At 69.2% G+C, this 13,691-nt stretch carries 14 protein-coding genes; 5 read left to right on the forward strand and 9 right to left on the reverse strand.

Annotated features, from left to right (window positions below):
* Window positions 1–595: 595 nt before the first annotated feature.
* Window positions 596–1,237, reverse strand: coding sequence for a DNA-3-methyladenine glycosylase (locus GKQ77_RS16035; protein WP_219689450.1), 642 nt, complete (start codon window positions 1,235–1,237; stop codon window positions 596–598).
* 159 nt (window positions 1,238–1,396) lie between these two features.
* On the opposite strand from GKQ77_RS16035, the gene GKQ77_RS16040 reads away from it, so the two are divergent.
* The 3 genes from GKQ77_RS16040 (at window position 1,397) to GKQ77_RS16050 (ending at window position 3,410) form a co-directional block, all read left to right on the forward strand.
* Entirely contained in the window at window positions 1,397–2,179 is a 783-nt protein-coding gene (locus GKQ77_RS16040) for a sporulation protein (RefSeq protein ID WP_219689451.1), read from the forward strand.
* A gap of 36 nt (window positions 2,180–2,215) precedes the next feature.
* The gene (locus GKQ77_RS16045; RefSeq protein WP_219689452.1) at window positions 2,216–2,755 is read left to right on the forward strand and encodes a YbhB/YbcL family Raf kinase inhibitor-like protein; all 540 of its coding nucleotides are present in this window, start codon (window positions 2,216–2,218) and stop codon (window positions 2,753–2,755) included.
* A 148-nt stretch (window positions 2,756–2,903) separates the two neighbouring features.
* Window positions 2,904–3,410, forward strand: coding sequence for an HNH endonuclease (locus GKQ77_RS16050; RefSeq protein ID WP_219689453.1), 507 nt, complete (start codon window positions 2,904–2,906; stop codon window positions 3,408–3,410).
* A gap of 95 nt (window positions 3,411–3,505) precedes the next feature.
* On the opposite strand, the gene GKQ77_RS16055 is transcribed toward GKQ77_RS16050, so the two are convergent.
* From GKQ77_RS16055 to GKQ77_RS16065, 3 genes are all read right to left on the reverse strand, one after another.
* Complete coding sequence (locus GKQ77_RS16055) at window positions 3,506–4,441, reverse strand: SPFH domain-containing protein (RefSeq protein WP_219689454.1); 936 nt, start codon at window positions 4,439–4,441, stop codon at window positions 3,506–3,508.
* Between the two features lie 117 nt (window positions 4,442–4,558).
* Window positions 4,559–4,987, reverse strand: a complete 429-nt coding sequence (locus GKQ77_RS16060; RefSeq protein WP_219689455.1) for an NfeD family protein — start codon at window positions 4,985–4,987, stop codon at window positions 4,559–4,561.
* Window positions 4,988–5,062: 75 nt separating this feature from the next.
* The gene (locus GKQ77_RS16065) at window positions 5,063–5,860 is read right to left on the reverse strand and encodes an ABC transporter ATP-binding protein (RefSeq protein ID WP_125511888.1); all 798 of its coding nucleotides are present in this window, start codon (window positions 5,858–5,860) and stop codon (window positions 5,063–5,065) included.
* Window positions 5,861–5,981: 121 nt separating this feature from the next.
* Here GKQ77_RS16065 and GKQ77_RS16070 point away from each other — a divergent pair, with 121 nt between their 5' ends.
* Window positions 5,982–6,764 carry an Rv1486c family protein gene (locus tag GKQ77_RS16070; protein WP_219689456.1) on the forward strand — a complete coding sequence of 261 codons (783 nt, stop codon included), beginning with the start codon at window positions 5,982–5,984 and terminating at the stop codon, window positions 6,762–6,764.
* Window positions 6,765–6,858: 94 nt separating this feature from the next.
* Here the strand turns inward: GKQ77_RS16070 and GKQ77_RS16075 are convergent, their stop codons facing one another.
* The 4 genes from GKQ77_RS16075 to GKQ77_RS16090 all read right to left on the reverse strand — a co-directional run bounded on the left by GKQ77_RS16075 (window position 6,859) and on the right by GKQ77_RS16090 (window position 9,480).
* Window positions 6,859–7,107: a chaplin gene (locus GKQ77_RS16075; protein ID WP_219689457.1), complete on the reverse strand. Its 249-nt coding sequence runs from the start codon at window positions 7,105–7,107 to the stop codon at window positions 6,859–6,861.
* Between the two features lie 187 nt (window positions 7,108–7,294).
* Window positions 7,295–7,540 carry a chaplin gene (locus GKQ77_RS16080; protein WP_219689458.1) on the reverse strand — a complete coding sequence of 82 codons (246 nt, stop codon included), beginning with the start codon at window positions 7,538–7,540 and terminating at the stop codon, window positions 7,295–7,297.
* Between the two features lie 139 nt (window positions 7,541–7,679).
* Window positions 7,680–8,342 carry a response regulator gene (locus GKQ77_RS16085; RefSeq protein ID WP_308117682.1) on the reverse strand — a complete coding sequence of 221 codons (663 nt, stop codon included), beginning with the start codon at window positions 8,340–8,342 and terminating at the stop codon, window positions 7,680–7,682.
* Window positions 8,335–9,480 carry a GAF domain-containing sensor histidine kinase gene (locus GKQ77_RS16090; RefSeq protein WP_219689459.1) on the reverse strand — a complete coding sequence of 382 codons (1,146 nt, stop codon included), beginning with the start codon at window positions 9,478–9,480 and terminating at the stop codon, window positions 8,335–8,337. The genes GKQ77_RS16085 and GKQ77_RS16090 overlap by 8 nt, the downstream gene beginning before the upstream one ends.
* Window positions 9,481–9,906: 426 nt before the next feature.
* Between GKQ77_RS16090 and GKQ77_RS16095 the strand changes: the two genes are divergently transcribed.
* On the forward strand, window positions 9,907–10,599 hold the full coding sequence (locus tag GKQ77_RS16095) for a transglycosylase SLT domain-containing protein (protein WP_219689460.1): 693 nt from the start codon (window positions 9,907–9,909) through the stop codon (window positions 10,597–10,599).
* A 108-nt stretch (window positions 10,600–10,707) separates the two neighbouring features.
* Here GKQ77_RS16095 and GKQ77_RS16100 read toward each other — a convergent pair whose 3' ends face one another.
* Window positions 10,708–13,353 carry an ABC transporter ATP-binding protein/permease gene (locus GKQ77_RS16100; protein WP_308117683.1) on the reverse strand — a complete coding sequence of 882 codons (2,646 nt, stop codon included), beginning with the start codon at window positions 13,351–13,353 and terminating at the stop codon, window positions 10,708–10,710.
* Window positions 13,354–13,691: the final 338 nt, after the last annotated feature.

Genomic DNA, 13,691 nt, shown 5'->3' on the forward strand with positions numbered 1-13,691 from the left:
GCCGCCAGCGTTCGTCCTGAGCCAGGATCAAACTCTCCGTGAATGTTTTCCCGTAATCGGGATGAACACCACGAGAGCGGAACGGTCGGGAGGAATAATCCCGTCCGTTCACAGCGTCCTCGCTGTGCGCCTTCCGTGGAAGGACTTTTTCAAAGGAACCTCAACTCACCGAAGTGAGTCGGGGTATCAACATATCTGGCGTTGACTTTTGGCACGCTGTTGAGTTCTCAAGGAACGGACGCTTCCTTTGTACTCACCCGCAGAACATTCTCTGGGGCTTTCCTCCGGGCGCTTCCCTTCGGTATTTCGTGTTTCCAACCTTACCAGATCCGTTTTCCGTTCCGTTTCCGGTTTCGGATTTCATTTCCGGTGGCCGTTGGAAGGCCTTTGCCTTTCGGCGTGTTCACTACGTTAGCGGATTCCCTCCGCAACTCATAATCGAGTTTCGCGGGTTCGAATTCCGACATGCGGGCATGCGGAACAAGCCCCCGCTGAGGGGAAGTCGTAGGTAGTGGTTGGCCGCTTCCAGCTCCCGGCAGATTGCCGTGACCGGTTCAAGCGGCTCGGACTACATTACGGAGGCCCCCAGGCCGCGTCAAGTTCGGCGGCGGCGGGGCACGTGGGCCCGATAGGGGCTGACCGTAGGGTCGTTGGCCGTCCAGAAGCGCCAGGGGTGGCCGGCGCCCTCCCCTCCTACTCCGGTGCGGGGACCCTCGCTGACCTGGTCGGCTTCGACCGGGGTTCCCGCGAGGAGCCTGAAGGGGCTGGCCTGGTCTCCGCAGAGGTCCGCGCCGTCGAGGCTGCGGTCCACGGCGAGGGCGGTGGCGAGACGCGCCGGTCCTTTGGCCAGTTCCTTGTCATTACGGGCCGAGAGTCGACGCGTGCGGGCCAGTTCGGCGCCCACCGTGATCTCGCCCGCCCGCAGCAGGACGGCGCTCGCCACTCCCTCGGGGCCGGTCACGAGGTTCATGCAGTGCCACATGCCGTAGGTGAAGTAGACGTACATATGTCCGGGCGGGCCGAACATCACGTCGTTACGGGGCGTGCGGCCCCGGTACGCGTGTGAGCCGGGGTCGGCTTCGCCCGCGTACGCCTCCACCTCTGTCAGGCGGACCTCGATCGGCCCGTCGTCCGAGTCGCGTACCAGGACGCGGCCGAGGAGGTCGGGTGCGACCTCCAGGACGGGGCGGTCGAAGAAGTCTCGGGTCAGGGGCGTACGGTCAGGGGCCAAGATCATGCCTTACGAGCGTAGTACACGCGCTCCGTTTATACGGATGGCCTTGGGGTGCTCGGTTGCCAGGGTGGGACGCGGAACCGGGTGGAGTCCCCTCGCGTATGTACCGATCAAGGATTCAAGTCGAGACGAGCCACAGGCGGCGGCCTGGGGAGGAGTGTCATGGGGTTCAAGAAGCTGCTCGCGAGTCTGGGGGCCGGCGGTGCCTCGGTCGAGACCGTGCTGACCGAGGTCAACGTGGTCCCGGGCGGTGTGGTCCAGGGTGAGGTGCGGATCCAGGGCGGGTCGGTGGACCAGCAGATCGAGGCGCTCTCCGTCGGGCTCCAGGCCCGCGTCGAGGTCGAGGGCGCCGACCAGGAGACCAAGCAGGACATCGAGTTCACCAAGGTGCGGCTCGGCGGTGCCTTCACGCTGCTCGCCAATGAGGTGCACGCGGTGCCGTTCGGCCTTGAGATCCCGTGGGAGACGCCGGTCACGAGCATCGACGGGCAGCAGCTGCGCGGCATGAACATCGGGGTGACCACCGAGCTGGAGATCGCGCGCGCCGTGGACTCCGGGGACCTCGACCCGATCAACGTGCACCCGCTGCCGGCGCAGCAGGCCATCCTGGACGCCTTCATCCAGCTGGGCTTCCGCTTCAAGAGCGCCGACATGGAGCGCGGCCACATCCGCGGTACGCGGCAGAAGCTGCCGTTCTACCAGGAGATCGAGTTCCTCCCGCCGCAGCAGTACCGCGGTCTGAACCAGGTCGAGTTGAGCTTCGTCGCGGACGACCACGAGATGGACGTCGTCCTGGAGATGGACAAGAAGCCGGGGATGTTCAGCGAGGGCAGTGACTCGTTCCGGTCCTTCAAGGTGGGTCTGAACGACTTCCAGGGCACGGACTGGGCCGCGTACCTGAACGAGTGGCTGTCCCAGGTCGGCAGCAAGCGCAACTGGTTCTAGGCTCGGACGCACAGCAACCAACCAGGAGGTGCTCACGTGACCGAGCCGAAGAGGCCGCCGCTTCCCCATGACTTCCACCCGCCCGTGCCGTCGTTCACGATCGTGAGTGAGGACGTCGAGCCGGGTGCGGTCCTCAAGGACGCTCAGGTCCAGTCGGGCGGGAACACCTCGCCGCAGCTGCGGTGGGAGGGTTTTCCGCCCGAGACCAAGAGCTTCGCCGTGACGTGCTTCGACCCGGACGCCCCCACGGGGAGCGGGTTCTGGCACTGGACCGTCTTCGACATCCCGGCCTCGGTCACCGAGCTGCCGGCCGGCGCGGGCAGCGGCAAGTTCGAGGGGCTTCCCGAGGCCGCGGTGCAGGTGCGCAACGACTACGGGGCGAAGGAGTTCGGCGGGGCCGCCCCGCCGCCCGGTGACCCGGCGCACCGCTATGTGTTCACCGTGTACGCGGTGGACCAGGAGCGACTGGGTCCGGACTCGGACGCCTCGCCGGCGGTCGTCGGCTTCAATCTGCGGTTCCACACGCTCGCGCGTGCGCAGCTCGTCGCCGAGTACGGCGCTCCCGCCGAGAACTGAGCGTTCATCGATTGTTTGCCCGTCTCTGGTCATGGAAGTGATCAGAGACGGGCATTTTTTATTGCGTTGTCCATCTCGGCGTGCCCGGCCAAAGTTGATCCCAGCCCGCCAGGCGGTGGGCCGGTGCATACGGGAGGTGGGCAGGTTGATGCGGGACACGCTGGTGCTGAACGCGAGCTTCGAGCCGCTCTCGACGGTGACGCTCAACCGGGCTGTCGTTCTGGTGCTCCAGGACAAGGCCGTGGTCGAGCAGGCCCACCCCGGACTCCGTGTGCGCGCGGCGGCGGTCGAGATGCCGGTGCCCCGGGTGATCAGGCTCTGCAGATACGTACGGGTGCCCTTTCGAAGACAGGCTCCTTGGTCGAGGCGGGGGGTGCTCGTCCGGGACCAGCACCGGTGCGCGTACTGCGGCAGGCGTGCGACGACGGTGGACCATGTGGTGCCGAGGTCGCAGGGCGGCGCCGACTCGTGGCTGAACACGGTGGCCTCATGCGCGCTGGACAATCACCGGAAGGCGAATCGGACGCCTGAGGAGGCGGGCATGCCGTTGTTGCGGCAGCCCTTTGAGCCTACTCCTGCGGGGGCGATGCTCTTGTCGCTCGGGCGGGAGGAGTTGGCCTCGTTGCCCGAGTGGTTGGCCCAGCCGGCGGCCTAGCGCCGAGCCGGTACCGGTTGGTCTCTGGCTGCGGGTCCGTCGTGGCTGGGCGCGCAGTTCCCCGCGCCCCTTCGGGGGCGCCCCCTCGGGGCGCTTTAGTCGATCGGGGGCTGTTCGCGGCGGGTGGGGGCGGATGGACCGCCTGAACCGCCGCTCAGGGGGCCGAAGTTGCCCAGGGCGCCGCCGAGGCCCTTGAGGGCGTCGCCGATCTCGCTGGGGACGATCCAGAGCTTGTTCGCGTCGCCCTCGGCGATCTTGGGGAGCATCTGGAGGTACTGGTAGGAGAGGAGCTTCTGGTCCGGGTCGCCGGCGTGGATGGACTCGAAGACCGTACGGATCGCCTGGGCCTCGCCCTCCGCGCGCAGGGCCGCGGCCTTGGCCTCACCTTCGGCGCGCAGGATCGCGGACTGCTTCTCACCCTCGGCGCGCAGGATCTCCGACTGCCGTACACCTTCGGCCTGGAGGATCGCGGCGCGCTTGTCGCGGTCGGCGCGCATCTGCTTCTCCATCGAGTCCTGGATGGAGGTCGGCGGCTCGATCGCCTTCAGCTCGACGCGGTTGACGCGGATGCCCCACTTGCCGGTGGCCTCGTCGAGGACGCCTCGCAGGGCCGCGTTGATCTCCTCGCGGGAGGTCAGGGTCCGCTCCAGGTCCATGCCACCGATGATGTTGCGCAGGGTGGTGACGGTGAGCTGCTCGATCGCCTGGATGTAGCTGGCGACCTCGTAGGTGGCGGCCCTGGCGTCGGTCACCTGGTAGTAGATGACCGTGTCGATGTTGACCACCAGGTTGTCCTGGGTGATCACCGGCTGGGGCGGGAAGGGGACGACCTGTTCACGGAGGTCGATGCGGTTGCGGATCGAGTCGATGAACGGGACGACGATGTTCAGGCCGGCGTTGAGCGTGCGGGTGTAGCGGCCGAAGCGCTCGACGATGGCGGCGCTGGCCTGTGGGATGACCTGGATGGTCTTGATCAGGGCGATGAATACCAGCACCACCAGAATGATCAGGACGATGATGATTGGTTGCATCGTGGCTCCCCGTACCCTTCATGCCTCGGCGTCTGTCCGCGGGATCCCGAGAATCCGCGAGACCTCAAAGATCTTGCTGGTCGAGTCTGTCAGACCGCCGCACGGCCCGTGGGGCATTCACAGGACGATGGCCGTCGCTCCGTCGATCTCGACCACGTCCACCTCCTGGCCCGCCTCGTAGGCGCGGTCCGGGTCGAGTGCGCGCGCCGACCAGATCTCCCCCGCCAGCTTGATGCGGCCGCCGGAGGCGTCGACCCGTTCGAGGACCAGTGCCGACCTGCCCTTCAACGCGTCGACTCCGGTGGCCAGTTCGGGCCGCTGTGCCCGGTGCCGGCTCGCGATGGGGCGTACGACCGCGATGAGCGCGACCGAAACCGCGGCGAAGACGACGACCTGAAGGACCGTGTCACCGCCGAGGCTCGCGGTCACGGCGGCCGCGACGGCGCCCACGGCGAGCATGCCGAGCTCCGGCATCGCGGTCAGTACGAGCGGGATTCCGAGCGCGGCGGCGCCGATCAGCCACCACACCCATGCGTCGATGTCCACGTGGTCATCGTAGGACCGGGGGTCCCTTCCGGGACAGGGCGCGATCAGTCGGGCCGGGGCACGCCCCACAGGCTCTCAGGAGAGGGGAAGCCCGGTGGCGGTCCAGCGGTCGTTCCTCTGCTCGACGACGAGCGGGAGGCCGAAGCAGAGGGAGAGGTTGCGGGAGGTGAGTTCGAGCTCCAGCGGGCCCGCGGCGAGGATCTTGCCCTGACGGATCATCAGGACGTGTGTGAAGCCGGGGGCGATCTCCTCGACGTGGTGCGTGACCATGATCATCGACGGGGCGATGGGGTCGCGGGCGAGGCGGCCGAGGCGGCGTACGAGGTCTTCGCGGCCGCCGAGGTCGAGGCCCGCGGCGGGCTCGTCGAGGAGCAGCAGCTCGGGGTCGGTCATCAGGGCGCGGGCGATCAGGGTGCGCTTGCGCTCGCCCTCGGAGAGGGTGCCGAACCTGCGGTCGAGGTAGTCGCTCATGCCGAGGCGGTCGAGGAAGGCGCGGGCGCGCAGCTCGTCGACGTCCTCGTAGTTCTCGTGCCAGCCCGCGGTCATGCCGTACGCGGCGGTGAGCACCGTCTGCAGGACGGTCTGGCGCTTGGGCAGCTTGTCCGCCATGGCGATGCCCGCGACACCGATGCGGGGGCGCAGCTCGAAGACGTCGGTGCCGGGCTTGCCGAGGGTCTCGCCGAGGATGGTGGCGGTGCCGGTGCTCGGGAAGAGGTAACTGGACGCGACGTTGAGGAGGGTGGTCTTGCCCGCGCCGTTCGGTCCGAGGATGACCCAGCGCTCCCCCTCCTTGACCGACCAGGAGACCTGGTCCACCAGAGCCCGGCCCTCGCGGACCACAGATACGTCCTCAAGCTCCAGTACATCGCTCATGAGCGCGCTGTCTCCCATTGCAGTCTCGGTCGTCGCTCGCGTCGGTGGACGCGGCCCCCGGATAAAACCTACGCCACCGGCCGGGCGTTCCTGTCGTGAGCCCGGTCCTTAGGCTGTGTGCATGCTCTCGGAACCACGCTCAGGACGTCTGGCCGCATGGGGAAACGCCCTATTGGCCGGAGTTGTTTCCCCGGATGACGCGGTGCTCGCGATGGTCGGCGACGACGCGGTGCACCGGGTCGAAGGCCTGCCCGGCGAGTCGGGCCCGGTCGGTCTGACGCTCGCGATGGGGCGCCTGCGGGCGCTCGGGGTGAGAGGTCTGCGGGTGGCGCTGCCCGCGCCGGGGCATCCGCTCGGGCTGAGCGGGCCGCCCGAGTTCAACGCGCGCGCCCTGGAGGCGGAGGAGGCGGTCGTCGCGTTCGGGGCGCCGTACGGCCTTGTGCCCGAGGTGTACGAGGCGGGGCCCGAGGGCGACGTACATGTGGAGGTCCGCTGGCACTGTCTGGCGGTCCGTGAGGCGCCGCCCGCCGATGTGCCCTCGCTCGGCGAGGCGGAGCGCGAGCTGGCGGAGGCGCTGCGGGAGGCGACGCAGGTGCTGTCCCGGCTGGACGTCGCGGGGTCGGGGCCGGTCGCGGAGGCCGCGCTCGAGGCGTACCGGGCGCGCGCGGAGGCGGGCCGCGAGGTGCTCGCTCCCGGGTATCCGCCGCGTGCGGTACGGGTGTTGGAGCTGGCGCAGCGGGTGGGTCTGCTGATCTCGCTGGCGTACGAGAACGGCCACGGCGGCGCTGTGAGCGCCTCGGAGATGGCCGCGCGGGGCCTGGCGCTGCGGCCGGTGGAGCGGACGGCCAGGCGGGCGCAGGTGGCGGCCTACAACGCGTACGTGGAGGAGCGGGAGAGGAACTGAGGGGCGGGAGGCACTGAGGGGCCCGGCGTCCGGCATGGGAAGGCCCCGCGGGCCGGTTGGTCCGCGGGGCCTGCTGTGCCCGGGGGGCGGCGTGTCAGTGGTTCACCGAGGCGTTGCCGAAGACGGGGTTGAGGGCGCCGATCACGGTGACGCTGTTGCCCGTGGCGTTGACGGGGACGTGGACCGGTACCTGGACGAGGTTGCCCGAGGCGACGCCCGGGGAGTTCGCGGCGGTGCCCTGGGCCTGGGCGTCCGAGGTGGCGGACGCGGCTCCGGCGGAGGCACCCGCGGCGAGTCCGGCGGTGGCGACGGCGAGGGCGGCCTTCTTGGCGATGCTGTTCATGGGGAGTGCTCCTCCTGCTGGCATGGGCGACCCCGGGTGCGGGGTCGAGGGACGTGCGGCGCGGTGTGGATCGCGGAGAACGGGGGCCGGCCCTTTCGACGGATGCGTCGCGGGCGACGGATGCGTCGCGGGCCGGTCACCGCGGAACCGGCCGCGCGGGCGCGGCCGGTGGATCGCGTGGGTGCGATCAGACGTTCTCGCAGGAGTTCCCGAACGTCGGGTTCAGAGCGCCGATGACGGTGATGCTGTCGCCGCACACGTTCACCGGGACGTGGACCGGGGCCTGAACCAGGTTGCCGGAGACGACGCCCGGGGAGTTCTTGGCGGCGCCCTGGGCGTCCGCGCCGCCGTGGGCGGAGGCCATGCCAGCGCCGGCCGCGACCAGACCACCGGCCATCATCGTGACGGCAGCGGCCTTCTTCAGGTTCTTCACTTCTGGACCCTCCTAGCGGTCGCCGCGACCAGCCGTCGCGGCGTGCCCTGGAGAACGCCGCGGCGGCGTCCAGGTTGCGCCATCCGGGTGACACTCACACGACGGTATGAATCTCATCCCGGAACGGGACGGTCCGCTATCAGCCGGCCATGCCGTGGCGTACGGCCCAGAGCGCGGCCTGGGTGCGGTCGGCGAGGTCCAGCTTCATCAGGATGTTCGAGACGTGTGTCTTGACGGTCTTCTCGGAGAGGACGAGGGCGCGGGCGATCTCGCGGTTGGAGCGGCCGTCGGCGATGAGGCCGAGGACCTCCCGCTCGCGCTCGGTCAGTGAGCCGCCTCGGCCCTGGCCGCCCTGCGCCTCCTCCTGGGAGAGGAGCGCGCCCGCCACCTCGGGCTGGAGCAGGACGTGTCCCGCGTGCACCGAGCGGATGGCGCCGGCGAGGGCGTCCGGGTCGATGTCCTTGTAGACGTACCCCGCGGCGCCGGCGCGCAGGGCCGGGACGACCGTGCGCTGCTCGGTGAAGCTGGTGACGATGAGCACGCGCGCGGGGTTGGCCAGCTCGCGGAGTTTGCGCAGCGCGTCGACGCCGTCCATGCCGGGCATCTTGACGTCCATCAGGACGACGTCCGGCCGCAGCTCCTCGGCCCGTGCCACTCCTTCGGCGCCGTCGGACGCCTCGCCGACGACCTCGATGTCGTCCTGTACCTCCAGGAACGTCCGCAGGCCGCGGCGGACCACCTGGTGGTCGTCGACCAGCAGCACCCGGATCCCGGTCTTCGCGTCGAGCACGGCGTCAGCCACCGGGGACCTCCATCTCGATCGTCGTGCCCTTGCCGGGCTCCGATTCCACGGTCAGCTGTCCGCCGACCCCGCTCGCCCGGTCCCGCATAGAGACCAGACCCAGGTGCCGCCCCGCGCTGCGTATGGCCTTCGGGTCGAAGCCCGTGCCGTCGTCGGTGACGCGCAGGACGGCTCCGGCGCCCCGCTTGTCGAGGAGCACGGTGACCCGCTCGGCCCCGGAGTGGCGCAGGGCGTTGTGCAGGGCCTCCTGGGCGACCCGGAGCATGGCCTCCTCCTGGGAGGCGGGCAGCGCGCGTACGCCGTTGCTCTCGAAGGTGACCTGGGCGGAGTGCGCGCGGTGCAGCACCTGCGTGTGCGTGCGCAGGGTGGCCACAAGGCCGTCCTCGTCCAGGGCCGCGGGGCGCAGCTCGACGACGGCGGCGCGCAGCTCGTCCGCCGCCTCGGCCGCGAGGGCGGCGACCTGGTGCAGCTCGCCCTTGGCGCGGGAGGGGTCGCGGTCGACCAGGGCGGCGGCGGCCTGGGCGGTCAGGCGCAGTGAGAAGAGCTTCTGGCTGACGGCGTCGTGCAGCTCGTGGGCGAGGCGCGAGCGCTCCTCGGCGATGGTCAGCTCGCGGCTCCGCTCGTACAGCCGGGCGTTGGTGAGGGCGATCGCGGCGTGCTGGGCGAGGAGGGCGAGCAGCTCCTCGTCGTCCGCGGTGAAACCGCAGCCGCCCTGGGGCTTGGGGCACTTCTTGTTGGCGAGGAAGAGCGCGCCGAGGGTCTCGTCGCCGTACCGGATCGGGAGGCCGAGGAAGTCGGACATGTCGGGGTGGGCTGAGGGCCAGCCCTCGAAGCGGGGGTCCTCGCGCACGTCCCCAAGGCGCTCGGGCTCGGCCTTCTGGAGCATGGCGGCGAGGATGCCGTGCTGGCGGGGCAGGGGGCCGATGGCCTTCCACTGCTCCTCGCTGACGCCGTCGACGACGAACTGGGCGAAGCCGCCGTGGTCGTCGGGGACCCCGAGCGCGGCGTACTCCGCGTCGAGCAGCTCGCGGGCGGAGGCGACGATCGTCTTGAGGACGTCGCGCACCTCCAGGTGCCTGCTCATGGCGAGGAGCGCGGCGCTCACCGCGTCCAGGCCCGATCGGGGTCCTTGGCTCATGGGCGACACCGTACCGGCGGGGTGTGACAGTACGTATCCGCCCTGTGGAGGCCCCTGTCTGGGCCCCGAGGCCTAGGTCCAGCGTCCGACTCTCACCTAGCGCATTGCTGGGGCAACTCCTGGTGAGACTGTTACGTGACCGATGTGAGCCCGCGCATAGGACGCACATCACGTACGAAGGTCCCTAGTGGTTAAGTAAACCCTTATGGGGACGGGGATGCGGGGTCATATGGGTCCGGTGCGCACCCCCTGATCCACTATGCCGGGTCGTATGTCACTGCTTTGCCACAGATTTTTGCGCCCGCTAAGAATTGCTCCCGTCGCTCGGCGCCGCGGTTATCCCACCGCGGCGCTTGTGCCGGAGCAGCTACTGTCCCCCACCGGACGAGAGCGACCTTTCCGCTTATTCGAAGAGGTCCGTTTCGCATGTCCAAGCACAGCACCCCTGGTCATAGTCGCGCCGAGCTGACCAAGACCCAGAAGTTCTCGATCGCCGGAGTCGCCACGCTCGGCGCCGCCGCCCTCGCCTTCTCCCTCGTGCCGGGCAGCTCCGAGGCCACCGCCCAGGCCACCGACGTCTCCCCCGTCGCCTTCGCCGCCCCCGCGAGCGCGCAGCAGGCGGTGCACGCCGGTATTGCCAAGCAGCACTCGAACGCCGACAAGCAGGCGAAGGACGCCGCCGCGAAGGCCGCCGCCGACAAGCGGGCCGCCGACGAGGCCGCCGCGAAGAAGAAGGCCGAGGACGAGCGCAAGGCGAAGGAGACGGCGAGCCGCGCCGCCGCCCGCAAGCCCGTCTACGCCAACAACCTCGACGGCTGGATCCGCCAGTCCCTGGACATCATGAAGGCCAAGGGCATCCCCGGTTCCTACGAGGGCCTGCACCGCAACATCCTCCGTGAGTCCTCGGGCAACCCGAACGCCGTCAACGGCTGGGACATCAACGCGATCAACGGCACCCCGTCGATCGGCCTGCTCCAGGTCATCAAGCCGACGTTCGACGCGTACCACGTCGAGGGCACCTCGACGAACATCTACGACCCCGTCGCCAACATCACGGCCGCCGCCAACTACGCGGCCGACCGGTACGGCTCGATGGACAACGTGAACGGCGCCTACTGAGCCTTGATCGCCTGATCAACGGACCTCTTCAGCCGAAGACGAGGCCCACGGACGCCGAAGGGCGGCACCCCGCGCGGGGTGCCGCCCTTCTCGTACGTCATGGCGCGCTTACTTGCGCATGACCTCCGGCTCGTGCCGGCGCAGCAGGCGCGCGACCGCGAAGCCGCAGATGACGCCGAGCGCGAGCAGAACCGTGATGTTGATGCCCCACTGTCCGGCCGAGTGCTCCCAGAGCGGGTCCAGGTCGGTGGGGTTCTTCGCGTCCCACGGCGGCATGAGGTGCGCGAGGTCGAGCGTGGAGCCCGCGCCCGCGATGGCCCAGCGGGACGGCATCAGCCAGGCGAACTGTTCCAGGCCGGGCGAGCCGTAGACCTGGAAGAGGACGCCGGTGAACACGACCTGGACGATGGCGAACATGACCAGGAGCGGCATGGTCTTCTCGGCGGTCTTCACCAGCGAGGAGATGACGAGGCCGAACATCATCGAGGTGAAGCCGAGCGCGATGATCGTCAGGCAGATCTCGACGGCCGGGGGCATGAGCAGGCCCTCTTCCGGCAGCTCGCGCGGGGCGAAGCCGATGGCGCAGATGATGACGCCCTGGAAGGCCGTGATCACGCCGAGGACGATGACCTTCGACATCAGGTACGCCGAGCGGGAGAGGCCGGTGGCGCGCTCCCGTTCGTAGATGACCCGTTCCTTGATCAGCTCACGTACGGAGTTGGCCGCGCCGGAGAAGCACATGCCGACCGCGAGGATCAGCATGATCGTGCCGGCGTCGCCGTTGAACTTGGACGGCGGTTTGGGCGGGGCGAGGCCGAAGTCGGCCGGGATGACGACGCTGACGATGCCGAGGACCGCGGGCAGGATCACCATCAGGCCGAGGAAGCCCTTGTCGGAGGCGATCACCGAGGTGTAGCGGCGGATCAGGGTCCACAGCTGTGAGCCCCAGCCCTGCGGCTTGGGCGGCTTGACCGCCTGCGGGGGCGGCATCGGTACGGACTGCGCGGCGACGGCGTCGATGTCCGCGGCGTACATCTGGTAGTGCTGCGAGCCCTTCCAGCGGCCGGCCCAGTCGTAGTCGCGGTAGTTCTCGAAGGCGGAGAAGACGTCGGCCCAGGTGCTGTAGCCGAAGAAGTTGAGGGCTTCCTCCGGCGGGCCGAAGTACGCTACCGAGCCGCCCGGCGCCATGACGAGGAGCTTGTCGCAGATCGCCAGCTCGGCGACGGAGTGCGTGACGACGAGGACCGTACGGCCGTCGTCGGCGAGGCCGCGCAGCAGCTGCATGACGTCGCGGTCCATGCCCGGGTCGAGGCCGGACGTCGGCTCGTCCAGGAAGATCAGCGACGGCTTGGTCAGCAGCTCAAGGGCGACCGACACGCGCTTGCGCTGGCCACCGGAGAGGGAGGTGACCTTCTTCTCCTTGTGGATGTCCAGCTTCAGCTCGCGCAGCACCTCGCCTATGCGGGCGTCGCGCTCGGCCTCCGTGGTGTCGGCCGGGAAGCGCAGCTTGGCCGCGTACTTCAGGGCCTTCTTGACGGTCAGCTCCTTGTGCAGGATGTCGTCCTGCGGGACCAGACCGATGCGCTGGCGCAGCTCGGCGAACTGCTTGTAGAGGTTGCGGTTGTCGTAGAGGACGTCGCCCTGGTTGGCGGGCCGGTAGCCGGTGAGCGCCTTGAGCAGGGTGGACTTTCCGGAACCGGAGGGGCCGATGACCGCGATGAGCGACTTCTCCGGGACGCCGAAGGAGACGTCCTTGAGGATCTGCTTGCCGCCGTCGACGGTGACCGTGAGGTGGCGGGCCGAGAAGGAGACGTCACCGGTGTCGACGAACTCCTCGAGCTGCCCGCCGACCAGGCGGAACGTCGAGTGGCCGACGCCGACGATGTCGTTCGGGCCGATCAGGACCGTCGAGGACTTCGCGATCGGCTGGCCGTTGACGTACGTGCCGTTGTGCGAGCCGAGGTCGTGGATCTCGAAGCGGCCGTCGGGCGTCGCCGTGAACTCGGCGTGGTGGCGCGAGACCTGGAGGTCGGAGACGACCAGCTCGTTCTCCAGGGCGCGGCCGATGCGCATCTTGCGGCCGAGCGCGAGCTGGTGGAACGTCGTCGGGCTGCGGTCGCCGTAGACCGGCGGGGCCCCCGCGGCGCCGCCGGAACCGGGCGTTTTCTGTACGTGCTGCTGGGCTGGGGCGCCACCTTGTTGCTGCGGCACGTGGGGTTGCTGGTGCTGCTGCTGTTGCTGCTGGGGTGGCTGGTGGTGCTGGGGCGGCACGTGCGGCTGCGGCTGCTGCTGGTGCTGGGGCGGCTGCTGCTGGTGCTGCCAGCCCTGCTGCTGTGGCTGCGGCTGGTACGGGGCCTGCTGCTGGGCCCAGCCTGGCGCCTCCGGCTGGGGCGTGTGCTGGGGCGCGGCGGCCTGCTGCGGTGCGGCGGCCTGCTGTTGCGGCGCGGATACGGCCGCGGCGGCCGCACCGCTCAGATTCAGCCGCGGACCGTCGGTCGCGTTGCCGAGATGGACGGCCGAGCCCGGGCCGATCTCCATCTGGTGGATCCGCTGGCCCTGCACGAAGGTGCCATTGGTGCTTCCGTGGTCCTCAATGACCCAACTGCGCCCGCTCCAGCTGATCGTGGCGTGCCGCCAGGAGACCCTGGCGTCGTCGAGCGCGATATCTCCCTGCGGATCACGTCCGAGGGTGTATGGCCTGGAGGCATCGAGCGTCCAGGTCCTTCCATTCAATTCCAGTACGAGTTCCGGCACTCCATGCCCCACTGAGTTGTCCCCCGAGCTAGCCCCCAAGTGGGGAGTCTAGGGATGTCGAACATCGGGAGGAACTATTTCAGGCGGAGGCCTCTGACCGAAAGTCGGGCCTTGTGAAGACTGCGTACGGGCCCTCATGGTTGCCCCGTTGACGGGGAAGAAATCGCCCCGGAGAGTAGTAAGCACCCATCACGGCCATTACGCGCAGGAGATGCGTGAATGGATATGTATCGCGTGAAACGTGAGCACCGTGGTGAGAGGGCGACGACGCACCGCGGTTCGGGGGTCCTGATGCAGGCCTGCGCAGATGTACGTGAAGGCCGGGGCGGGCGGTGGGG

Source organism: Streptomyces anatolicus (assembly GCF_019400875.1).
Classification (GTDB): Bacteria; Actinomycetota; Actinomycetes; order Streptomycetales; family Streptomycetaceae; genus Streptomyces; species Streptomyces anatolicus.

Coding starts and splice junctions, on each gene's coding strand:
- GKQ77_RS16075 (WP_219689457.1), bottom strand. CDS start 7,107: ATGAACAGCATCGCCAAGAAGGCCGCCCTCGCCGTCGCCACCGCCGGA.
- GKQ77_RS16040 (WP_219689451.1), top strand. CDS start 1,397: ATGGGGTTCAAGAAGCTGCTCGCGAGTCTGGGGGCCGGCGGTGCCTCG.
- GKQ77_RS16035 (WP_219689450.1), bottom strand. CDS start 1,237: ATGATCTTGGCCCCTGACCGTACGCCCCTGACCCGAGACTTCTTCGAC.
- GKQ77_RS16055 (WP_219689454.1), bottom strand. CDS start 4,441: ATGCAACCAATCATCATCGTCCTGATCATTCTGGTGGTGCTGGTATTC.
- GKQ77_RS16065 (WP_125511888.1), bottom strand. CDS start 5,860: ATGAGCGATGTACTGGAGCTTGAGGACGTATCTGTGGTCCGCGAGGGC.
- GKQ77_RS16095 (WP_219689460.1), top strand. CDS start 9,907: ATGTCCAAGCACAGCACCCCTGGTCATAGTCGCGCCGAGCTGACCAAG.
- GKQ77_RS16090 (WP_219689459.1), bottom strand. CDS start 9,480: ATGAGCCAAGGACCCCGATCGGGCCTGGACGCGGTGAGCGCCGCGCTC.
- GKQ77_RS16070 (WP_219689456.1), top strand. CDS start 5,982: ATGCTCTCGGAACCACGCTCAGGACGTCTGGCCGCATGGGGAAACGCC.
- GKQ77_RS16050 (WP_219689453.1), top strand. CDS start 2,904: ATGCGGGACACGCTGGTGCTGAACGCGAGCTTCGAGCCGCTCTCGACG.